This window comes from Pseudoxanthomonas sangjuensis (genome assembly GCF_010211755.1).
Lineage (GTDB): Bacteria > Pseudomonadota > Gammaproteobacteria > Xanthomonadales > Xanthomonadaceae > Pseudoxanthomonas_A > Pseudoxanthomonas_A sangjuensis.
This window is the reverse complement of record NZ_PDWR01000009.1, coordinates 58,511-79,399: the sequence shown is the minus strand read 5'-3', so window position 1 is coordinate 79,399 and position 20,889 is coordinate 58,511. Positions and strand designations below refer to the sequence as shown.

Here is a 20,889-nt window from a genome sequence, read left to right as displayed (position 1 = left end):
GTTACGCCAAGCCTGCCCGCGTCGCTGCTAGGCTAACGTCGAGCCCTGCGAGGAAATCCGTTTGCCCGCCGCAACCCACCCCGCCGACCGCTGGCCCGACGACCCGCCGCCGCGCGAGCCGGACAAGCCGCTGCCCAGCGACTGCTGCGAAAGCGGCTGCCCGATCTGCGTGTTCGATCTTTATGCGGAGGAGCTGGCGGCGTATCGGGAGAAGCTGGCGGCGTGGAAGCAGCGGCACCCGGAAGCGGAGTAAGCGCGCCGGCGCCGTCCTTCGCATCCGGGTCGCCGGAGGTCATCGATTCTTCCCGGCGTAAAGCGCATGCTGGGCAGCGAAAGCGCGCTTGTAGGCGGGTCGGGCCTTGCCGCGGGCGACATAGGCGGAAAGGTTCGGGAATTCATCCAGGATTCCCGATCTCAGCCGGTCCAGGACCGACACCATCATCAAGTCGCCGGCGCTGAACGCGCCTTCGAGCCATTCGCCATCGCCGAGATGGGCGGACAGCTGTTCCAGCCGATTCCGGACGCGCTCCCCGACCAGGGGCAGGCGTTCCTGGTTCCAGGGCTTGTCGTGCTCCAGCACGTGGGCGATCGAGAGTTCGAGGATCGGCGGCTCCACCGTGTTGACCGCGGCGAACATCCACGCCAGCGCGCGCGCCCGGGCATCGGCATCGCCCGGCAGCAGCCCGGTGTGGCGTTCCGCGATGTGGAACACGATCGCGCCGGTCTCGAACAGGACCAGGTCGCCTTCCTCGTAGGTCGGAATCTGGCCGAATGGCTGGAGCGCCAGGTGCGCGGGCTGCTTCATCGCGGCGAACGAAACCAGGCGAACTTCGTAAGGCTGGCCCACTTCCTCGAGCGCCCAGCGCACGCGGGTGTCGCGCGCCAGTCCCTTGCCGCCGTCGGGCGACCTTTCAAAAGCGGTAATGGTGGGAATCACGGGGACGCTCCGGGTGATTGAATGGCGTGCCGGCCGGTTGCCATGGCCTGCATAGACATGGACGGGCAGCGGGAACGGAATTCGACAGGCCGGCCGGGAAATTTCCCGATGGCGGCGAATCCGTTGTGCGAGCATACGGGTCGATGAACCTGGAACGCGCGACGGACGAGCACCTGCGGCAACTCATGGGCTGGTTCCCGGACCGGCACAGTTGCCTGGTCTGGGGCGGCCCGCAATTCCGCTATCCGTTTACCGTGGCCACTTTCGTCGAAGACACGCGGGTCCGCGAATTACCTTCCTTCGTGCGGGTCGATGCCGACGGCCGGCCGCTCGCCTTCGGCCAGTACTACGAAAGAGTCGGCCGGTGCCATCTGGGAAGACTGGTCGTCGCCCCCGGGCATCGTGGCGGGGGCCTCGGTCGCCATCTGATCGGCGCGCTGGCCGAACTGGGTTCGCGACAATTCGATGCCGGCGAGTGCTCGCTGTTCGTGGCCAGGGACAATGTCCGCGCCGCCCGGCTGTATCGCGGGTTGGGCTTCCGGGAGGCCGACTACCCCGAGCACGACCCCGTCGTGGCGCCCTACCTCTACCTAGTGGCGGGCGTGGCCGCCTTGAAGGAGAAACTGGTGGGCGCCTGAAGCCGGGCGCGGCGGCTCAGGCCTTGCGCAGTGCGGCCAATGATTCTTCCTGCAGCCGCGCATACAGCGCGAACGGATCGTCGACCTTCGCGCCGAGCGCGGCCTCGAACTCGGCCTGGTTCTCGTTCGCCGCATAGGCGCGCTGCTCGGTGCCGCCGAGGTTCGACTGGAAGAGGCCCGCCGCGCTGACCGGCAGGAAATCCTCGTAGACGATCGGGTCGGCGCTGGCGTAACCGCGGGCGACCCATGCTTCCGGCGGCAGCGTCTCGCGCTCGTCCGCCGACGGCTTCGCGCCGGCGCCGGTCGGCCGGTAGCGGAAAGAGCCGAGCCCCTGCCGGCGCAGCTCGTCGGGCGTGTCCGGGAAATCGGCGAACGCCGCGGCCAGCCTCTCCTGGTAATCGCCCGGCGTGCTGCCCGCGCCTTGCATGTTGCGCACCTTGGCCAGGCACGCGTCGTACAGCGCCCTGCCCTTCGGCGTCAGCGCCAGCCCGCGCTGCTCGATCTCGCCGAAGCGCGCGGTGTGCGTGCCCGGCGCCAGCCTGCCTTCCGCATCGGGGAAGCTGACCGTTTCCTCCAGCGCCTTGAAGCTGGTCTGGCGCAGCAGCACCGGCACCGCGCGCCGCGGCGGGCCTTCGATCACCGCCTTGGCGTCGATGCCGCGGCGCTGCATTTCCGCCTGCGCGGCGTCGATGTCGAGCGTGCGCGGGGTCAGGTGGTTGATGTGCGGGCCGCGGAAGCAGACCACGTCGGCGACCAGCCGGTGCGCGCGATGCAGCGCGTGGTAGTCGTGCAGCGACACGGTGGCGTCGCCGTGCCAGCGGAAGGTCTCCAGCGCCTCGGCGACGAAGCGCTGCGCGTCGGCTTCGTCCAGACCGCCATCGCGCTCGGTCTTGGCGATCAGTTCGCGCGCGCCTGCGGTGAAGATGTCGCGCCCGGCAAGGATCGCGGCGGCCTGTTGGCGCAGCGCGGCGTCCCCGATCAGCTCCAGGCGCAGCAGCGAGGTGAACACGCGGAACGGGTTGGCCGCCAGCGACGCGCCGTCGAGCGGGCGGAACGCGGTCGAATGCACCGGTACGCCGGCCACCGACAGGTCGTAGTAGCCGACCGGGAACATGCCCATCACCGCGAACAGCCGGCGCAGCATCGACAGCTCGGCGGCGCTGCCGACGCGGATCGCGCCGTGGCGCTCCAGGTCGAGGCGCTCGCGTTCGCCATTGCGTTCGACCTGCGCGGCCAGCGCCGGGTCGGCGCGCAGCGTGTCGGCGTTGATCCGCGCGACCAGCTCGATCAGCGTGCCGTACAGCGGCACTTCGGCGCGGTACATGTCGGACATCGCCCGCGCGAACAGGCTGCGGATGCGGTCGGGGGAAACGAAGGCAGGGGGCATGCGGGCGTGCGGCGGCGTAGATCGGACGCCTATTGTCGCCGACCCGCCGCCCGCGCGTCAGCCGGCCGACGGCGGGGCAAGGCGTGTTCGCGGGCGTGGCGCCGCCCGGGGTTCAGAAAGCGACGTCGAAGCTGACCTCGCCCTGCACGCCGACCTGGTAGGCGGAGACGCGTCGTTCGAAGAAGTTGGTCAGCTCCTGCACGTCCTGCAATTCCATGAACGGCAGCGGGTTGCGCACGTTGTAGCGTTTCTCCATGCCGAGCTTGGCGAAGTGCTGGTCGGCACAGTGCTGCAGGTACTGGCGCATGTCGCGGGTCGAGATGCCGGCGACGCCGCCGGACAGCACGTCCTCGGCGAACTGCAGTTCGCAGTCGATCGCCTCCTCCAGCATCCGGTAGACCTGCGCCTTCATCCGTTCGTCGAACAGGTCCGGCTCTTCCGCGCGCACGGTGCGCACGCACTCGAACGCGAATTCCATGTGGCAGCTCTCGTCGCGGAACACCCAGTTGGTGCCGCTGGCCAGCCCCGGCAGCAACCCGCGCGAACGGAAGTAGTAGACGTAGGCGAACGCGGCGAAGAAGAACAGCCCCTCGATGCACGCCGCGAAGCAGATCTGGTTGAGCAGGAACTGCATGCGCTGGTCACGGGTCTCGATGCGGCGCAGATCCTGCAGGGAATCGATCCACTTGAAGCAGAACTCGGCCTTCTTGCGGATCGAGGGAATGTTCTCCACCGCGGCGAAGGCCTTGGCGCGCTCGCCCGGGTCGGGCAGGTAGTTGTCCAGCAGCGTGAGGTAGAACTGCACGTGCAGCGCCTCTTCGTACAGCTGCCGCGACAGGTACATGCGCGCCTCGGGCGCGTTGAGGTGCTGGTACAGGTTCAGCACCAGGTTGTTCGACACGATCGAATCGCCGGTAGCGAAGAACGCGACCAGGCGGTGGATCAGGTGGCGGTCGGCCGGCGACATCTTGTGGTGCAGGTCGGAGCTGTCGATCTGGAAGTCGATCTCGTCGACCGTCCAGGTGTTGCGGATCGCGTTGCGGTACATCTCGTAGAACCGCGGGTAGCGCATCGGGCGCAGGGTCAGTTCGAAGCCCGGATCGAGCAAACGAGGAGTGAGCGGAGAGGAGCGAGGAGTGAGCGGGGCGCTGGAGGACATGGGAATGGGAATTTTCTGATGGGGGAAAGGGGTTTGGTTGTGCAGACTCGATGGGCAGGAGGAGCGCATGCACTATCAGGAAACGGTTGTCTGGAAGAAGGCGATTCGGCTGGCTGAACTCGTTTGCATGAGTTCGGCCGGCTTGCCTGCGCAGGAGCGGTACGGGATCCGCCTGCAGATCACTCGGTCGGCGGTATCGGTTGCGGGCAACATCGCCGAAGGCTGGACGCGGGAGTCGAAGCGCGAGAGAAGCCAGTTCCTTGCCATCGCCCACGGCTCGCTGTCCGAACTCCGTACGCAACTAGCCCTTTGTGAACGCATCTCCTGGCTACCGTCCGGGTCGTTGATGGAGCCCATGCGGCTGATCGACGAAATCAGCCGCATGCCGACCGTACTGAGACGTAAGGAAAGAACCGAATGGTAAGGAGTTTCGCTCTCGCGCACTCCTCGCTCCTCTCCGCTCTCTCCTACTGGCAGGCTTCGCAACTCTCCGGATTCTCCAGCGAACACGCCACCGCCTGCGCCGGCGCATACGCCGCCACCGTCGTCTTCGCGATCCTGGTCGCCGGCCGCGAGCGCAGGTAGTACGTGGTCTTGATGCCGCGCTTCCACGCGTACATGTACATCGACGACAGCGCGCCGATGTTCGGGCTTTCCATGAACAGGTTCAGCGACGCCGACTGGTCGATGTAGGCGCCGCGCTCGGCGGCCATGTCGATCAGCGAGCGCATCGGCAACTCCCATGCGGTGCGGTAGATCTGCCGCAGCGTTTCCGGGATCTCCGCGATGCCCTGGATCGAACCGTCGGCCAGCTTGATCGCGTCGCGCATCTCCGGCGTCCACAGGCCGAGCTTCTTCAGTTCCGCGACCAGGTAGCGGTTGACCTGCAGGAAATCGCCGGACAGCGTCTCGCGCTTGAACAGGTTGCTGACCTGCGGCTCGATGCATTCGTAGCAGCCGGCGATGGAAGCGATCGTCGCGGTCGGCGCGATGGCGATCAGCAGCGAGTTGCGCAGGCCGTGTTCGCCGATGCGGTCGCGCAGGGTTTCCCAGCGGCCATCGTCGTCCGGCTGCACGCCCCAGGCGTCGAACTGCAATTCGCCGGCCGCCGCGCGGGTGTCGGCGAACGACGGGTGCGGGCCGCGCTCTTCGGCCAGTTCGCACGAGGTCTCCAGCGCGTGGTAGTAGATCGTTTCGGCGATCTTCCTCGACAGCGCCCGCGCCGGTTCGCCGTCGAACGGCAGGCGCAGCCTGAAGAACACGTCCTGCAGGCCCATGCAGCCGAGGCCGACCGGGCGCCAGCGCAGGTTGCCGCGGCGCGCGGTCTCGATCGGGTAGAAGTTCAGGTCGATGACGCGGTCGAGCTGGCGCACCGCCAGGCGCACGGTCTCGGCCAGCTTGTCGAAGTCGAATTCGCCGTGCGCGTCGATATGCCGGGCCAGGTTGATCGAGCCGAGGTTGCAGACCGCGGTTTCCTCGGCCGAGGTCACTTCGAGAATCTCGGTACACAGGTTCGACAGGTGGATCACGTTGCCGGCCTTCACGGTCTGGTTGCCGGCGCGGTTGCACTTGTCCTTGAAGGTCATCCAGCCGTTGCCGGTCTCGGCCAGCGTGCGCATCATCCGCGCGTACAGCTTGCGCGCCGGGATCGTTTTCGCCGCCCTGCCCTGCGCTTCGGCCTGTTCGTAGGCGCGTTCGAACGCCTCGCCGTACAGGTCGGCCAGTTCCGGCGCCGCGCGCGGGTCGAACAGCGACCATTCGGCGTCGGCTTCGACCCGCTTCATGAACAGGTCCGGCACCCAGTTGGCGAGGTTGAGGTTGTGGGTGCGCCGCGCCTCGTCGCCGGTGTTGTCGCGCAGCTCGAGGAAGTCCTCGATGTCGGCGTGCCAGGTTTCCAGGTAGACGCAGGCCGCGCCCTTGCGCTTGCCGCCCTGGTTGACCGCGGCGACCGACGAATCCAGCGTTTTCAGCCACGGCACGATGCCGTTGCTGTGGCCGTTGGTGGACTTGATCAGCGAGCCGCGCGAGCGCACCCGGCTGTAGCCGACGCCGATGCCGCCGCTGAACTTCGACAGCTGGGCGATGTCGCCGTAGCGCTGGTAGATCGATTCCAGCGAGTCCTGCGGCGAATCGAGCAGGAAGCACGACGACAGTTGCTCGTGGCGGGTGCCGGCGTTGAACAAGGTCGGCGACGATGGCAGGTAGTCGAGGTCGCCCATGCACCGGTACAGCGCCAGCGCTTCGGCCACGTCCCCGCTCAGCGCGCAGGCGATGCGCAGGAAGAATTGCTGCGGCGTCTCGATGACCTTGCGCGTGTGCGGGTGGCGCAGCAGGTAGCGGTCGTACAGCGTGCGCAGGCCGAAGTAGTCGAAGCGCAGGTCGAGCGCCGGGTCGAGCGCGTCGTTGAGTTTGCGCGCGTTGGCCTGGACGAAGCCGAGCAGGCGGTCGTTGATCAGGCCGACATCGAAGCCGCGCGCGACCGACTGCGAGAACGCGTGGATTTCCTGCCCGGCCACTTCCTTGCCGATGTAGTTGGCGAGCAGGCGCGCGGCGAGCCGGCCGTACTCGGGTTCCTCGCCGGTCAGCAGCGCGGCGGTGCGGATCGACAGTTCGTCCAGCTCGCGCGTGGTCGCGCCGTCGTACAGGCCGGAGATCGTGCGCGTGGCCACGCGCATCGGGTCGACCGCGTGCAGGCCGTCGCAGCAGCGCTGCACCGCGCGCACGATCTTGTTCAGGTCGACCGGCTCGCGGACGCCGTTGCGCTTGGTCACGCTCATCGCCGTCGCGGTCGGCGGCGGGGTCAGCGCGAACAGGGCGTGGTTCGAAGACGGGGCGGCTTCGCCGGCGGCGACGGCGTCCGTGCCGGCTTGAAGCAGGGTCTGGCTCATGGCGTTCCTCCAAATGCGGGCGCACGGACGGCCGTCCCTCGCAGGCCGTGGAGGGCCGGGGATGCCGTGGAGGATGGGAAAGCGGCGTCGCAACGGGCGCGACGGCAACGCGGGATCGCGGCCGGCCCTGCTTCGCCAGCCATCTCCCCCCGGAGATCCTGCGGCCGGCACCGCGCGGCGTGCTGCGCGCGGCTGTCGGCAGGTCTTCGGGCTCGTGGACTTGGAGCGAGGAACGAGCGGAGAGGCGTGAGGAGTGAGCGCAAAGGCAATGCTTTCGCTCTTACTCGTTTCCCACTTCTCTTCGCTCGTTCCTCGCTTTTTCCTAGCCCGTCGCTTCCCGAGGCGTCGCCTCAGTGCCAATGACGGGTTCGTTTCCACCTACCGCTGCGGGGCAGCGCCGGCATTCGACCGGCTTCCCTTTTGATCCGTTGGCTTGCGGCCAACGGAACCGACGGCCACAAGATAGTGGGGTCGAGCGGCAGCGTCAACGGAAGATGTGGTGAGGTGGCGCGCGGAAAGGACTGCCGCGAGTGGAATCCCGGTTTCGGTCCCTGCCCGCCCAGGGTTCCTGTCTCTTCCCCCAATGCCATCGCCCGCACCGGCCGGAGGCGTCATCCCGGCGCGCAGGCCGGACGTTGCCAAGCGCGCGAAACCGCCCGCAACCCTCGCCGGAGAACGTCATGAACACCATGCTTGGCCGCTGCCTGCTGTGTCTGTGCCTGTCCGCCGCGACCGTGCCGGTCGCGTCGTCGTCGCAGCCCGGATCCGGCCTGCGCGAGCGTCTGCAGCAGGCGCGCGAGGCCAGCAGGCGCGAACGTCCGGTCGCCGTGCCGGCCGGGGCCGTGGCGATCCGCAACGTCGCCTACGGCGCGGATCCGGCGCAGCGTTTCGACGTGTACCTGCCGGCCAACGCGAAGCACGCGCCGGTCGTGTTCTACGTCCACGGCGGCGGCTGGGCCAACGGCGACAAGACCAACCCCGGCATCGAGAACAAGCTGGCGTACTGGTTGCCGAAGGGTTACGCGGTGATTTCCGGCAACTACCGCATGCTGCCCGCCGCGAGGCCGCTGGAACAGGCGCGCGACGTCGCGCGCGCGGTCGCCGCGGCGCAGAAGCATGCGGCCGAATGGAACGTCGATGCGGAGCGGTTCGTGCTGGTCGGTCACTCGGCCGGCGCGCACCTGGTCGCGCTGCTCGGCGCCGATCCGGGAATGCTCGCCGACGCCGGGGCGCAGCCGGCGCGCGGCGTGGTGTCGCTGGACAGCGGCGCGCTCGACGTGCCGGCGCTGATGGGTTTGCCGCGCGTGCCGCGGCTGTATCGCAACGCGTTCGGCGACGACGAAAAAGACTGGGTCGCCGCGTCGCCGCAGCACCGGTTGCGCCGCGCCGCGCTGCCGATGCTGATCGTCTGTTCCAGCGAACGCCGCTTCCCCACCGCTCCTTGCGACGAAGGCCGCAAGTTCGCCCGCAAGGGGGCTACGCTCGGCGTCGCGATGCAGCTGCTGCCCGAGGACATGGGCCACGGGGAGATCAACCGCGATCTCGGCGCGCCGTCGGAATACACCAACGCGGTCGGCAGGTACGTCGATGCGCGGGTGCGCGGGCGCTAGGCGCGGTGCGGCGTGGCCAGGTATTCGGCGCTCTGCATTTCGATCAGGCGCGAGGCGGTGCGCTCGAACGCGCCCTGCAGGCGCGTGCCGGCGTACAGCAGCGGCGGCGCGGCGGCGGCGGTGCAGACCAGGTTGACCTGGCGGTCGTAAGCCTCGTCGATGAAGTTGACGAAGCGGCGCGCGGCGTCCTCGTTCATCGCGTCGAAGCGCGGGATGCCGCCGAGCAGCACGGTGCCGAACTCGCGCGAGATCTCGATGTAGTCGGTGGTGCCGCGCGGGCCTTCGCACAGCGCGGCGAAGTCGAACCAGGCGATGCCGTGGCCGCGGCCGCGCACCGGGATCTTGCGCGAATCGATCTCGATGTTGCCGGCGCGCGCGTCCTCGCCGCCGGCCAGTTCCTTCCAGCGCTGCGCCAGCCAGGTATCGTCGCCGTCGCCGTCGGCGATGCGGTACACCGGCGAACGGGTCAGCGCGCGCAGGCGGTAATCCTCCTGCCCGTCGCTGCGCAGCACCGTGCAGTGCCGCTGCAGCAGCGCGATCGCCGGCAGGAAGCCAGCGCGCTGCAGGCCGTCCCGGTACAGGTTTTCCGGCGCGGTGTTCGAGGTGGTCACCAGGGTCACGCCTTCGGCGAACAGGCGTTCCAGCAGGCGCGCCAGCAGCATCGCGTCGCCGATGTCGGTGACGAAGAACTCGTCGAGCACCAGCACGCGCAGCCGGCCGCGCGCCTCGCGAACGATCTTCGCCAGCGGGTCGGCCTCGCCGGCGTGCGCGCGCAGGCGCTCGTGCACGTTGCGCATGAAGCGGTGGAAATGGGTGCGGTACTTGGCCTGGATCGGCAGGCCTTCGTAGAACAGGTCGACCAGGAAGGTCTTGCCGCGGCCGACTTCGCCCCAGTAGTACAAACCGCGCACGGGTGCGGTCGGTTTGCCGAACAGCTTGCCGAGGAAGCCGGCCTTCGGCGCATCGAGCAGCGCCGCGTGGATGCGGTCGAGCTCGGCCAGCGCCGGGTGTTGCGCCGGGTCGTCGCGCCAGTCGCCGCGCGCCGCGCCCTCGGCGTAGCGGCGCGACGGCAGCGCCGCGCTGGCGTTCTCCGGCGCGGCGTTCATGCGTGCGGCAGCCAGCCGCGCACGCTGTCCTGGATCGCCGCGCGCAGGTCGATCAGCTTGCGGTGGAAGAAGTGGCTGGTGTCGGGCATGCGCACCAGCACCGGCTTGCGCGGCAACGCATCGACCCAGTCGAACACCGCCTGCGGCGCGACGATCTCGTCGGCCTCGCCCATCACCACCAGCCACGGCACTTCGGGCAAGTCGATCCGGCCGAAATCCCAGCCGCGGCCGGCGACCGGCGGCGCGATCGAGATCACCGCGTCGGCGCCGAGTTCCCGCGCGCCGCGCAGGGCGACGTACGAGCCGAAGCTGAAGCCGGCCAGCCACAACGCGGCGTGCGGACGCTGTTCGCGCACCCACGCCGCGACCGCGCGCAGGTCGTCGAGTTCGCCGACGCCGTGGTCGAATTCGCCCTGCGACGCGCCGACGCTGCGGAAGTTGAAGCGCACCGTGGCGATGCCGAGTTCGCGCAATGCCCGCGCGGCCATCGTCACCACCTTGTTGTGCATCGTGCCGCCGTCGGTCGACAGCGGATGGCAGACGATGGCGACGACCGGAAGCGCGGCGACGCCGGGCTCGGGCGGATCGACCACGGCCTCGAGCGCGCCGGCCGGGCCGGGCAGCGACAGCGTGGTCGGTTCGGTGGGGAAAGCGGGGCTCGGCATGCGAACATGATAACCGCGCGGTTCGCGCCGCCGCCGCGCGCGCACGGCCCGAACCGTTCCACTTTCCCCGTTTCCCGCATGCCCTTTCTCTTCCTCGCCGTCCTTTGCAGCGTCCTCGTCTCGGTGCTGCTGAAGCGCGCCGCGCGCCTCGGCATCGACGTCGCCCAGGCGGTGACCTGGAACTACGCGGTCGCCGCGGTCCTGTGCGCGCTGCTGCTGCGCCCTGCCCTCGCGCCGCTGCGCGAAACGGGCGCGCCGTGGCCGGAACTGCTGGCGCTGGCCGTCGCGCTGCCGGCGATCTTCCTGGTGTTCGCGCGCGCGGTCGCGTTGTCGGGCATCGTCCGCAGCGACGCGGCGCAGCGCCTGTCGCTGCTGCTGTCGCTGGCCGCGGCGTTCGCGCTGTTCGGCGAGGCCTTGAACGGATGGAAGCTGGGCGGCCTGTGCGTCGGCATCGTCGCGCTGGCCGGGATCCTGGCGCGGCCGGCCGAGCGGGGCGTGGCGCCGTGGCGGCGGGCGTGGCCGTGGCTGCTGGCGACCTGCGCCGGCTATGCCTGCGTCGACGTGCTGCTCAAGCGCATCGCGCTGTCGGGCACGGCGTCGATGACCGCGCTGCAGGCGAGCTTCGTGCTCGCGTTCGCGGCGATGGCCGCGCTGCAGGCCGTCCGCGCCTGGCGCGGGAAGACCCGCCTCACCGTGCGCAGCCTGTTCGGCGGCCTGCTGCTCGGCGCGCTGAACTTCGCCAACATCTTCTTCTACGTGCGCGCGCACCAGGCGTTGCCGCACAGCCCGGCCACGGTGTTCGCGACGATGAACATCGGCGTGGTCGCGCTGGGCACGCTGGTCGGCACGGTCGGGTTCGGCGAGAAGACCAGCGCCTGGAACCGGATCGGCCTGGCGCTGGCGGTGGTCGCGATCGCGCTGGTCGCGCTCGGCGCGCGGTAATCGCCCGTCGCCCCCGTGGAGGGGGAAACGGCGAGCGGAAACGAAAACGCCACCCGTGGGGTGGCGTTTTCGCGTCCGGCCGGAAGCGGCTTACTTCAGGTTGCCGATCATCCAGTCGACGGTGGCGTGGATCTGTTCCTCGGTCAGCGCCGGGTTGCCGCCCTTCGGCGGCATGATGCCGGCGTTGCCGGTGAAGCCTTCGATCGCGTGCTTGTACAGCGTTTCCGTGCCCTGCGCGATGCGCGCGTTCCAGTGCGCCTTGTCCAGCGTCGGCGCGCCGCCGGTGCCGCTGGTGTGGCAGGCGGTGCACAGGTTGTCGAAGATGACCTTGCCGTCGGTGGTGCCGCCGTAGGCCGCGTTGGCCGAGGCGGACGCCAGCGCCGCGGCCTGCGCGGCCGCCTGCGCGGCGGCGCCGGTGGCGCCGGCGTAGACCGCGCCGACCGGGGCGATGCGCGCCTCGGTCTGCTGCTTGGCGGTCGGCGAGACTTCCGGCGGCAGGGCGTGGTGCAGGTGGCGGGCGAACAGGATCAGCCCCAGCGTCACCAGTACCAGGAAACCGATCACCATCGAGAAATGCTTGAGGAAAACCAGATCGTAGTTGCGCACTTTCCACCTGTGGCGGCGCGCCCGTGGGCGCGGGGCTGGGTATCGGGAGGGCTCGACTGCGACCGCGCGTGGGGCGGCGGACGCCCGCATTATAAGCAGGCCGGGACGGGCGGCCTCAAGGACACCAGTACACCGGCAGCGGCGCCGGCACGGCCTGCAGCACGGCGCGGACCGGCAGCGCGGCGCCGGCCGGGGCCAGGGCCTGCTCCAGCACGCGGCGTTTTTCGCCGCCTTCGATGTGCAGGTAGCGCCGCCGTGCCGCCAGCAGCACCGGCAGGGTCAGGGTCATCCGCGGCTCGCCGGCGCCGGGCGCGCGCATCGGCAGCACCAGCGCGGTCGACGCGGGGGCGAGCGCCTCGGCGAGGCGGTCGCCGCCGGGGAAGAACGCCGCGGTATGGCCGTCGCTGCCCATGCCCAGCACCGCCACGTCCAGCGGCAGCAGCGGCTCGAGCACGGTTTCCAGCGCGTCCAGCGCCGCCTCGGGCTGGTCGGCGTCGCGGTGCAGCGGCAGGAACTGCGCCGCCGCGGCTTCGTCGCGCAGCAGGTTCGCGCGCAGCAGCGCGGCGTTCGAGCGCGGGCTGTCCTCGGGCACCCAGCGCTCGTCGACCAGGGTCACGATCACCTTCGGCCAGTCCAGCCTTTGTGCCGACAGCGCCTGCAGGAAGCGCTTCGGCGTGTTGCCGCCGGACAGCGCCAGCGTGGCCGCGCCGCGTTCGGCCAGCGCCGCGCGCAGGTCGTCGGCGACGGCTTGCGCCAGCGCCCGGGCCAGTGCGTTGCCATCGGGGAAGGCCTGCAGCGCGATCGCTGCGTCGGTAACGGACGGGGGCATGCGGGCCGGCTTACGCCGCGTCCTCGTGCCAGGTGCGGCCGTCGCGCTCGATCAGCGCGACCGCGGCGCTCGGGCCCCAGGAGCCAGCGGTGTACGGCTTCGGCGGATCGCGCAGCTGTTCCCACGCGTCGAGGATCGGATCGACCCACTTCCACGCCGCCTCGACTTCGTCGCGGCGCATGAACAGCGTCTGGTTGCCGCGCACCACGTCCATCAGCAGGCGCTCGTAGGCTTCCGGCTGGTGCACGCCGAACGCCTCGGCGAAGCTCATGTCCAGCGGCACGTGCTGCAGGCGCAGGCCGCCCGGGCCCGGGTCCTTGATCATCAGCCACAGCTTGACGCCTTCGTCCGGCTGCAGGCGCAGCACCAGCTTGTTCGGCACCACCGGGCCGGCGCTGTCCTCGAAGATCGAATGCGGCACGTCGCGGAAGCAGATCACGATCTCCGACACGCGCTCGGGCAGGCGCTTGCCGGTGCGCAGGTAGAACGGCACGCCGGCCCAGCGCCAGTTGTCCACTTCCGCCTTCAGCGCGACGAAGGTCTCGGTGCGCGAATCGGCCCGGCCCAGCTCCTCGAGGTAACCGGGCACCGCGCCGCCGCTGCTGGCGCCGGCCTTGTACTGGCCGCGCACGGTGATCTGCGCGACCTCGTCGGCGCGGATCGGGCGCAGCGAACGCAGCACCTTCAGCTTCTCGTCGCGTACCGCGTCGGCGCTGAGCGCCGCCGGCGGTTCCATCGCGACCATGCACAGCAGCTGCAGCAGGTGGTTCTGCACCATGTCGCGCAACGCGCCGGCGGTGTCGTAGTAGCTGGCGCGCTTCTCCAGGCCGACGGTCTCGGCCACGGTGATCTGCACGTGGTCGATGCGGTTGGCGTTCCACAGCGGCTCGAACAGGATATTGGCGAAGCGCAGCGCCAGCAGGTTCTGCACCGTCTCCTTGCCCAGGTAGTGGTCGATGCGGAAGATCTGGCCCTCGGCGAACGCGGCGCCGACCGCGTTGTTGATCTGCGCGGCGCTGGCCGAGTCGTGGCCAATCGGCTTCTCGATCACCACCCGCGACGGCTCGCCGTTGAGGCCGTGGTCGCGCAGGCGGTTGCAGATGTCGACGAACAGGGCCGGGCTGGTCGACAGGTAGAACACCCGCACGCGGCCGTCGGCGGACGTGAGCGATGCGGCGAAGTCGTCCCAGCCGGCGTCCTTGGTCGCGTCCAGCGCGTGGTAGTCCAGCTTCGACAGGAACGCCGGCAGCTTCGCGCGCACCGCCTCTTCGCCGGAGCAGGCGCGCTCCAGCGCCGCGCCGACCTTCGCGCGGTAGCCGTCGGCGCCGAGCGCATCGCGGGCCACGCCGATGATGCGGCTGTCCTCGGGAATCTGCCCGTCGGCGTAGCGGCGCAGCAGGCCCGGCAGCAGTTTGCGCAGGGCCAGATCGCCGGTGCCGCCGAAGATCACCAGGTCGAAGGTGGCGACGGGAATGGTCTTGACGGTCACGGCAACTCCGCAGGCTCGGGACAACGGGAGCGCAAAAGTACCACCGAAGTACCAAGTTGGCGAGCGAAAGCCGGGAAATCAATAAATTGGCCGCAAACCAATTGCATGCTTGGTACTTTATTGGTAGGCTCCCGGTATGCTTACCGCCATTCCCCGCGAATATCAGCGCCTGCAGCAGGCCGAGACCGGGCACACCCTTGCCTACCTGCGCCTGCGCCGCGCCCTCAACAACCTGATCGACAGCGGCGTGCTGGTGCCGGGGCAGAGCCTGCCCAGCGAGCGCGACCTCGCCAGCCTGCTCAACGTCTCCCGCGTCACCGTGCGCAAGGCGTTGGCCGGGCTGATCGCGCAGGGCCTGCTGACCCAGCGCCAGGGCGCCGGCACCTTCGTCGCCGAGCGCATCGTGCGTTCGTTCTCGCGCCTGACCGGCTTCACCGACGACCTGCGCGAGCGCGGCCTCGACCCGAAGGTCGATTTCCTCGAGCGCAGCATCGGCGAGGTCACCCCGGAGGAAGCGATGGCGCTGAACCTGTCGCCGGGCAGCGGTGTGGTCCGGCTGTACCGCCTGCGCCATGTCGACGGTTCACCGATCGCGATCGAACGCACCCTGGTGCCGTTGTCGCTGTTGCCGGAACCCGAGCGCATCGCCGGCTCGCTGTACGAGGCGCTGGACCACTGGGGCCACCGGCCGAAGCGCGCGCTACAGCGGCTGCGCGCGGTGGCACTGGAAGACGAACCGGCGCGGCACCTGCAGCTGCCGGTCGGCAGCCCCGGCCTGCTGGTCGAGCGCCGCGCCTTCCTCGGCGACGGCCGCGTGGTCGAATCGACGCGCTCGTTCTACCGCGGCGACGCCTACGACTTCGTCGCCGAATTGCAGAGCGAATAAGCGCGGCCTATGCTGGCCGTCCCGTACGCCGCGCGGGGCGGTCGCCATGTTCCGGAAGTCACATTTGCGCGGCACGCAGCACGATCGAGACGAGGCGGGAGGTTCGGATGAGCGGCAAGGCACAACTGGGCATCGGCAAGAACGTACCGGCAGCCAACGCCGAACCGGCCGACAAGATGGAGCAGATCCGCGAACTGATGTTCGGCGGCACCGTGCGCGATTTCGAGCGGCGCATGAAGGAACTCGGCGACCGCCTCGAGGCCGAGGCCGCGCGCATCGCCGGCGACTACGAGGCGCGGATCGCGGCGCTGGAAAGCAGGCTGGCCCCGCAGATCGAGAAGCTGGTGCAGCAGCTGCGCCAGGAGAGCGCCGCGCGCAAGAGCGCGCTCGACGACGTCGACACCCGCTTCGGCCAGGCGCTGCGCAGCCAGCGCGACGAAATCAACGCCGTGCTGCAGCAGCACGAGGACCACGCCGAGGCCGCCGCCGCGCGCGCGCGCGAAGCGCTGGCGCAGAGCGAACAGAAACTGCAGGCCGCGCTGCAGCAGGTGCGCGAGGCGCTGGCCAGCGCGCGCGACGAGCTGGGCGGCGAGAAGCTGGCGCGCGAGGACCTGGCCGACCTGATGGCCGAGGTTTCGCTGCGGCTGCGCGGCGCGCAGGACGTGGTCACCGCCGGGGGCAAGGGCGGCGGCAAGCGCCGCTGAGGACGCAGGTCCCACGCATGAACGGCGAATACGACCGTCTTCGCCAGTTGTTGCTCGACCAGGAGCGCGATCGCCTCGATGCGCTGCAGGCCGACCTGCGCGAAAGCGGCGAGCGCGTACCCGACCGCGTCGCCGACGAAATCGAACGCGGCCTCGCCAGCGGCAGGCCGACGCGGCTGAGCCGCGCGCTGGCCGAGGCCACGGTCAGCGGCCTCGAACAGGCGGTGCAGCGCAGGCCGGAAACCGTGGTCAACGCAGTGTTCCCGGTGATCGGCCCGGCGATCCGGCGCTCGATCCAGGAAGCGATGCGCCAGCTCTCCGCCGACATCGACCGCGCGGTCAACAACGCGCTGAGCCCGCGCTCGCTGAAATGGCGCGTCGAAGCCTGGCGCAGCGGCGTGCCGTACGCGCAGGTCGTGTTGCGGCATACCGCGAGCTGGCGGGTCGAGCACCTGTTCCTGATCCAGCCCGAATCCGGCCTGCTGCTCGGCCACCTGACCGCCAGCGGGCTGCCCGAGCTCGACGCCGACGCGGTCGCCGGCATGTTCACCGCGATCCAGCAGTTCGTGCGCGATTCGGTGTCGGGAGACGACGCCCACGCGATCAACTCGGCGACTGTCGGCGACTACCGGCTGGAAGTCGGCGAAGGCCCGCAGGCGCGGCTGGTCGCGTTCGTGCGCGGCGTGCCGCCGGTCGATTTCCCGACCCGCCTCGATGAACTGATCGAAGCCTTGCATGCGCGGCACGGCGCGGCGCTGGCCGAGGGCACGGGCGTCGGCGCGGAAGGCGCCGGCCTGCTCGAACAGCCGCAATTCGACGCGCTCAACGCGCGCGACGACGCCACGGCCGCGCCGCAACCGCAATCGCAATCGAATACGTCGCGCTACGTGCTGTGGGGCGCGCTCGCCGTCGTCGCCGGCCTGCTGGCATGGTGGGCGTGGGCGTCATGGAGCTGGTCGAAGCAGGTCGCCGGGATCCGCCGGCAGCTGTCGTCGATGCCCGGCGTCGTGGTGACGCAGTTCGACGATTCGGCCCGCGGCGAACTGCGCATCGAGGGCCTGCGCGATCCCGCCGCCGCCGATCCGCAGGCATGGCTGTCGCAAGCCCACCCGAAGATCGAAGCGCGGTGGAAGCTGCGCGGCTTCATGTCGCTGGAACCCGAGCTCACCGCCGCGCGCGCCGCGCTCGCGCTGGGGCTGCCGAAAGAGAACGTCTTGCCGCCGGACGCGCAGGGCGTGCTGAAGCTGCGCGGCGAGGTGCCGTTCGCCACCTGGTACCGCCTGCGCCACGATCCGCCGGGGCTGGCGATGGCGGGGGTGACCGGCATCGACGCCAGCGCGCTGGCGTACCCGCAGCAGGCGCGGGTGGAAGCGCTGGGCGCGCAACTCAAGCGGCTGACGATCCCGTTCGCCAGCGGCGCCGGCGTGCCCGACGCCGACGCGGAAGCCGCGCTGGCGCGCATCGTCGCCGGCGTGCGCGGGCTGCAGGCGGCCGGCGGCGGCGACATCGCGTTCGGCTTCCGCACCGCCGGCCTGACCGACGGCGCCGGCAGCGGCGAACAGAACGCCGAACTGCGCCGGCAGCGCGCCGAATGGCTCGCCGGCCGGCTCGCCGCGGAAGTGCGCGCGCCCTCCGACGTCGCGGTCGACCAGGCGCTGGCTGCGGCGGATGCGGCCATCGGGCAACGCGGCGCGCGCGTGGTCGCGGTGCCGATGCCGGCGAAGCGGGAGGCGGCGCGATGAGCTCGGTGTCGCGCAAGGTCTGCCTGCTCGGCGATTTCGCGGTCGGCAAGACCAGCACGGTCGCGCGCACGGTGCGCAACACCTTCTCGCCGGCCTACCTGACCACGGTCGGGGTCAAGGTCGACAGCAAGACCCTGCGCCTGGGCGACGACGAACTGCGCCTGGTGCTGTGGGACATCGCCGGCGCCAACGCGCTCGACCAGATGCGCGCCAACTACCTCGGCGGCTGCCACGGCCTGCTGCTGGTCGCCGACGGCACCCGCGCCGACACCGTCGACACCGCATTGGAACTGCGCGAACAGGCGCAGCGGCTGCTCGGCCGCGCGCTGCCGGCGGTGCTGCTGGTGAACAAGAACGACCTGGCCGGCGAATGGGAGGTGGCGCCGGCGCGGATCGAGAAGCTCGCCGCGCAGCTGCCGGTGTTCAGCGCCAGCGCGCTCAGCGGCGCCGGCGTCGAGGAAGCCTGCGCCGCGCTGGCCCGGGCGGTCGCGGAGGGCGCATAGCCGTGGGCCCGAGGACGCCGCGCCATGCCGCTTCCGCCGCCAGGGGCGCGCCGCGCCCGCCGGTGGTGGTGACCTTCGACCGCGACGGCGAGCTGCTCGACGTGGTCGGCGACCTCGACTGGTTCGTCGCCGGCGGCGACGCGCGCGAGGACGTGTGCCGGCGCCTGCGCGACCTGCGCGGCGGCGGCGCCGGCGTGCCCGACCTGGTGCCGGCGGTGGAGCTGTCGGAGGGCCGCTACGCCGACGTGCACGTGGTCGAGGAAGAGGACAGCTGCCACTTCGTGCTGCGCGACGCGACCGAACTGCAACGCGCGCTGCAGCGCAAGCAGCAGGCCGGCAACGAAGCGGAACTGCGCGAGGCGAAGCTGCGCAAGGCGATGCTGAAGGGCGGCGCCGGACGCGCGCGTCCGCGCGCGCTGCAACCGTTCCGCCGCGACGCCGAGCTGTTCGCCGGACTCGCCGACGAGATGCGCGCGCCGCTGGCGCTGCTGGCCGGACACGCGCGCCTGCTCGGCCAGCGCCACCGCGACGACCCGGCCACGCAGCGCTCGGTCGCCGCGATCCAGCATGCCGCGGTGCGGCTGGAGGCGATGTCGAACAACGCGCTGCTCGCGCTCGGCGGGCCCGATGCCGACGGCGCGCCCGGCGTGCTGGAACTGGCGCAGCTGGCCGCGCTGCTGCAGCAGAGTTTCGGCCTGCAGGCGTGCGCGCAGGGCATCGCGTTCGAAGTGCGCCTGCCCAAGCGCGGCGCGACGGTCGAGGTCGACGACCTGGGGTTGCGCCAGGTGCTGATCAACCTGGTCATCCATGCGCTCGACGGCGCCGAGTCCGGCAGCCTCGCCGTGTCGCTGGCGGCCGCGTCGGGCGCGCTGGAGATCGAACTGGCGCGCGAGCCCGACGGCTTCGACGCGCAGCGCTTCGGCGCGCTGGCCACCAGCTCCGACCTGCTCGCGCAGACCGATGCCGGCGGCAGCCTAGCGCTGGCGGCGTCGCAACTGCTGCTGCGGCGGATGAAGGCCAGGGTCGAACTGGTCCCGCGCAAGGCCGGCGGCCACGAACTGTGGATCCGCGTGCCGGTCGCGCGCGTGGTCGGCGCGCCCACCCGATCGCACGCGGGCGAACGGGCGGGCGCGGCGGCCCGGACCGGCGCCGAACGCATCGCGGTGGTCGCGGCGCAACCGGCGCGCACCGCCGAGGCGCTGGTCGAAGTGCTGACCGCGCTCGGCGTGCCGGCGCTGGCGGCGACGGAACCGGCGCGGATCGAAGCGTTGCTGCGCGACGGCGCGGTGTCGCTGCTGGTGCTGTCGGCGGACTTCGGCGACGGCGCTGGCCGCGAACTGGCGCGCGGACTCGGCCGCGGAGCCGGCGTCGCCGTGCTGCTGCTCGACGCCGCCGCGGGCACCGGCGAAACCGGCTGGACGCGCGACGGCCGCAGCGCGGTCGCATCGCCGCACGCCGACCGCGACACGCTGCGCGCGGTGCTCGCCGAACTGCTGGCGATGGGGGCGTAGCGGTCGCCATGGTCGAATTCGCCGACATGACCGCGCTGGTCGCCGTGGTCGAAACCGCCAGCTTCACCGACGCCGCGCGCCGGCTCGGCACCACCAAGTCGGTGGTCAGCCGGCGCATCGCCGAACTGGAAAAGGAACTCGGCGCCTCGCTGCTGGACCGCTCCTCGCGCAGCGTGCGCGCCACCGAGGTCGGCGCGGTCTACTACGCCAAGTGCGTGCGCATCCTCGAATCGGTCGGCGCCGCCAACGACTTCGTCGCCGGCCACAACCAGCTGGTCAGGGGCCGCCTGCGCATCGCCGTGCCGGGCGATGCCGGCGCGCGCCTGCTGCTGCCGCTGCTGGACGCGTTCGCGGCGAAATTCCCGGAAGTGCTGCTCGAGGTCGAATCCGGCGAGCGCGACGCCAACCTCAGCGAAAGCCATTTCGACCTTGCGTTGCGCGTCGGCCGACTCGGCGATTCGACCCTGGTCGCGCGGCCGCTGACCGCGTTCCGGCGCTGGCTGTGCGCCAGCCCCGCCTACCTGCAGGCGAACGGCACGCCGCAATCGCTGTCCGACCTGGCCGGGCACGATGGCCTGCTCGACGCGCTCGCCGACGGCAACGGCTTCTGGCAATTGCAGTCCGGCGGCGAGGCGCAGGCCTGCCGGGTGCGCGAGCGCCTGCGCAGCAGCAGCGCCGTGCACCTGCGCGATGCCGCGGTCGCCGGGCTCGGCATCGCGCTGTTGCCGGGCCCGGTCGCGGTCGATGCCGTGGTGGCCGGCCAGCTGCGCGTGCTGTTGCCGCAGCACGCGCCGGTGCCGGAGCCGGTCTCGCTGGTCTATCCGAAGAGCCGGCGCAATTCGCCGAAGGTGCAGTCCCTGCTCGGGTTCCTCGCCGAGCGCATCACCGATCCGCCGCCCTGGCAGGCGGCGATGGAAGCGGCGATCCGCGGCTAGCGGCCGCCAGGCGCCGCGCTGCGCGTCCCGGGCCGCCCTTGGCCGGCTTCCGGGAAATCTCCTCCATCCCCGGGCGTCTCCCAGCCTCGCCAGCGGCGATTCGAAGGTGCTTGCGCGCGGCAGGGGGCTCGCCGCCGCGCCGCTGCCGGCACCGTTCGCGCTTCGGCAACCAAGCGTTCGTGCCCGGCCGCTATGAGACCCAAGTCACATCGCCAACCATGTGCGCCATGGAGCAGTGACGTGCGGACTTCCGCTTACGGACGAGCAGAACCCGCACACGCAGGCATGGGGGCCGGCCTGCGCCCTTGCGGTCGCCAGGCGGCGACCGCAAGGGATCCCCCAGGGATCCAGG

Annotated in this window: 20 protein-coding genes and 1 riboswitch; of the genes, 11 read left to right on the top strand and 9 right to left on the bottom strand. The window is 70.7% G+C overall.

Annotated elements, in window-relative coordinates:
* The first annotated feature begins 61 nt into the window (after positions 1 to 61).
* Positions 62 to 253: an oxidoreductase-like domain-containing protein gene (locus tag CSC71_RS06670; protein WP_162373583.1), complete on the top strand. Its 192-nt coding sequence runs from the start codon at positions 62 to 64 to the stop codon at positions 251 to 253.
* Between the two features lie 39 nt (positions 254 to 292).
* On the opposite strand, the gene CSC71_RS06665 is transcribed toward CSC71_RS06670, so the two are convergent.
* Complete coding sequence (locus CSC71_RS06665; protein WP_162373617.1) at positions 293 to 937, bottom strand: glutathione S-transferase family protein; 645 nt, start codon at positions 935 to 937, stop codon at positions 293 to 295.
* A gap of 143 nt (positions 938 to 1,080) precedes the next feature.
* On the opposite strand from CSC71_RS06665, the gene CSC71_RS06660 reads away from it, so the two are divergent.
* The gene (locus CSC71_RS06660) at positions 1,081 to 1,575 is read left to right on the top strand and encodes a GNAT family N-acetyltransferase (protein ID WP_162373582.1); all 495 of its coding nucleotides are present in this window, start codon (positions 1,081 to 1,083) and stop codon (positions 1,573 to 1,575) included.
* Positions 1,576 to 1,591: 16 nt separating this feature from the next.
* Here CSC71_RS06660 and hglS read toward each other — a convergent pair whose 3' ends face one another.
* Both hglS and CSC71_RS06650 read right to left on the bottom strand, forming a co-directional pair.
* Positions 1,592 to 2,962, bottom strand: coding sequence for a 2-oxoadipate dioxygenase/decarboxylase HglS (gene hglS, locus CSC71_RS06655; protein ID WP_162373581.1), 1,371 nt, complete (start codon positions 2,960 to 2,962; stop codon positions 1,592 to 1,594).
* A gap of 112 nt (positions 2,963 to 3,074) precedes the next feature.
* Complete coding sequence (locus CSC71_RS06650; protein ID WP_162373580.1) at positions 3,075 to 4,121, bottom strand: ribonucleotide-diphosphate reductase subunit beta; 1,047 nt, start codon at positions 4,119 to 4,121, stop codon at positions 3,075 to 3,077.
* Between the two features lie 67 nt (positions 4,122 to 4,188).
* Between CSC71_RS06650 and CSC71_RS06645 the strand changes: the two genes are divergently transcribed.
* Positions 4,189 to 4,545 (top strand): four helix bundle protein, encoded by a 357-nt coding sequence (locus CSC71_RS06645; RefSeq protein WP_162373579.1) that lies wholly within the window; start codon positions 4,189 to 4,191, stop codon positions 4,543 to 4,545.
* Positions 4,546 to 4,588: 43 nt separating this feature from the next.
* On the opposite strand, the gene CSC71_RS06640 is transcribed toward CSC71_RS06645, so the two are convergent.
* Positions 4,589 to 6,898: a ribonucleoside-diphosphate reductase subunit alpha gene (locus CSC71_RS06640; protein WP_246192048.1), complete on the bottom strand. Its 2,310-nt coding sequence runs from the start codon at positions 6,896 to 6,898 to the stop codon at positions 4,589 to 4,591.
* 291 nt (positions 6,899 to 7,189) lie between these two features.
* Positions 7,190 to 7,477, bottom strand: a riboswitch (cobalamin riboswitch).
* 212 nt (positions 7,478 to 7,689) lie between these two features.
* Here CSC71_RS06640 and CSC71_RS06635 point away from each other — a divergent pair.
* Positions 7,690 to 8,619, top strand: coding sequence for an alpha/beta hydrolase (locus CSC71_RS06635; protein ID WP_162373577.1), 930 nt, complete (start codon positions 7,690 to 7,692; stop codon positions 8,617 to 8,619).
* On the opposite strand, the gene zapE is transcribed toward CSC71_RS06635, so the two are convergent.
* Positions 8,616 to 9,725, bottom strand: coding sequence for a cell division protein ZapE (gene zapE / locus CSC71_RS06630; RefSeq protein ID WP_162373576.1), 1,110 nt, complete (start codon positions 9,723 to 9,725; stop codon positions 8,616 to 8,618). The genes CSC71_RS06635 and zapE overlap by 4 nt on opposite strands.
* Positions 9,722 to 10,390, bottom strand: coding sequence for an alpha/beta hydrolase (locus tag CSC71_RS06625; RefSeq protein ID WP_162373575.1), 669 nt, complete (start codon positions 10,388 to 10,390; stop codon positions 9,722 to 9,724). The genes zapE and CSC71_RS06625 overlap by 4 nt, the downstream gene beginning before the upstream one ends.
* Before the next feature lie 78 nt (positions 10,391 to 10,468).
* Here CSC71_RS06625 and CSC71_RS06620 point away from each other — a divergent pair, with 78 nt between their 5' ends.
* Positions 10,469 to 11,332, top strand: a complete 864-nt coding sequence (locus CSC71_RS06620; RefSeq protein WP_162373574.1) for an EamA/RhaT family transporter — start codon at positions 10,469 to 10,471, stop codon at positions 11,330 to 11,332.
* Between the two features lie 90 nt (positions 11,333 to 11,422).
* On the opposite strand, the gene CSC71_RS06615 is transcribed toward CSC71_RS06620, so the two are convergent.
* From CSC71_RS06615 to zwf, 3 genes are all read right to left on the bottom strand, one after another.
* Positions 11,423 to 11,938, bottom strand: a complete 516-nt coding sequence (locus CSC71_RS06615) for a c-type cytochrome (RefSeq protein WP_162373573.1) — start codon at positions 11,936 to 11,938, stop codon at positions 11,423 to 11,425.
* 115 nt (positions 11,939 to 12,053) lie between these two features.
* Positions 12,054 to 12,767: a 6-phosphogluconolactonase gene (pgl, locus tag CSC71_RS06610; RefSeq protein ID WP_162373572.1), complete on the bottom strand. Its 714-nt coding sequence runs from the start codon at positions 12,765 to 12,767 to the stop codon at positions 12,054 to 12,056.
* A 10-nt stretch (positions 12,768 to 12,777) separates the two neighbouring features.
* The gene (zwf, locus tag CSC71_RS06605; protein ID WP_162373571.1) at positions 12,778 to 14,256 is read right to left on the bottom strand and encodes a glucose-6-phosphate dehydrogenase; all 1,479 of its coding nucleotides are present in this window, start codon (positions 14,254 to 14,256) and stop codon (positions 12,778 to 12,780) included.
* Between the two features lie 136 nt (positions 14,257 to 14,392).
* On the opposite strand from zwf, the gene CSC71_RS06600 reads away from it, so the two are divergent.
* The 6 genes from CSC71_RS06600 (at position 14,393) to CSC71_RS06575 (ending at position 20,537) form a co-directional block, all read left to right on the top strand.
* On the top strand, positions 14,393 to 15,142 hold the full coding sequence (locus CSC71_RS06600) for a GntR family transcriptional regulator (protein ID WP_162373570.1): 750 nt from the start codon (positions 14,393 to 14,395) through the stop codon (positions 15,140 to 15,142).
* A 107-nt stretch (positions 15,143 to 15,249) separates the two neighbouring features.
* Positions 15,250 to 15,846, top strand: a complete 597-nt coding sequence (locus tag CSC71_RS06595; protein ID WP_162373569.1) for a hypothetical protein — start codon at positions 15,250 to 15,252, stop codon at positions 15,844 to 15,846.
* Between the two features lie 17 nt (positions 15,847 to 15,863).
* A complete protein-coding gene (locus tag CSC71_RS06590) occupies positions 15,864 to 17,588 on the top strand; it encodes a hypothetical protein (protein WP_162373568.1) in 1,725 nt (574 codons plus the stop codon).
* Positions 17,585 to 18,091: a Rab family GTPase gene (locus CSC71_RS06585; protein ID WP_162373567.1), complete on the top strand. Its 507-nt coding sequence runs from the start codon at positions 17,585 to 17,587 to the stop codon at positions 18,089 to 18,091. Before CSC71_RS06590 ends, CSC71_RS06585 begins: the two co-directional genes overlap by 4 nt.
* A 2-nt stretch (positions 18,092 to 18,093) precedes the next feature.
* Positions 18,094 to 19,602 (top strand): sensor histidine kinase, encoded by a 1,509-nt coding sequence (locus CSC71_RS06580; RefSeq protein WP_162373566.1) that lies wholly within the window; start codon positions 18,094 to 18,096, stop codon positions 19,600 to 19,602.
* An 8-nt stretch (positions 19,603 to 19,610) separates the two neighbouring features.
* Positions 19,611 to 20,537: a LysR family transcriptional regulator gene (locus CSC71_RS06575; RefSeq protein ID WP_162373565.1), complete on the top strand. Its 927-nt coding sequence runs from the start codon at positions 19,611 to 19,613 to the stop codon at positions 20,535 to 20,537.
* Positions 20,538 to 20,889 lie beyond the last annotated feature (352 nt).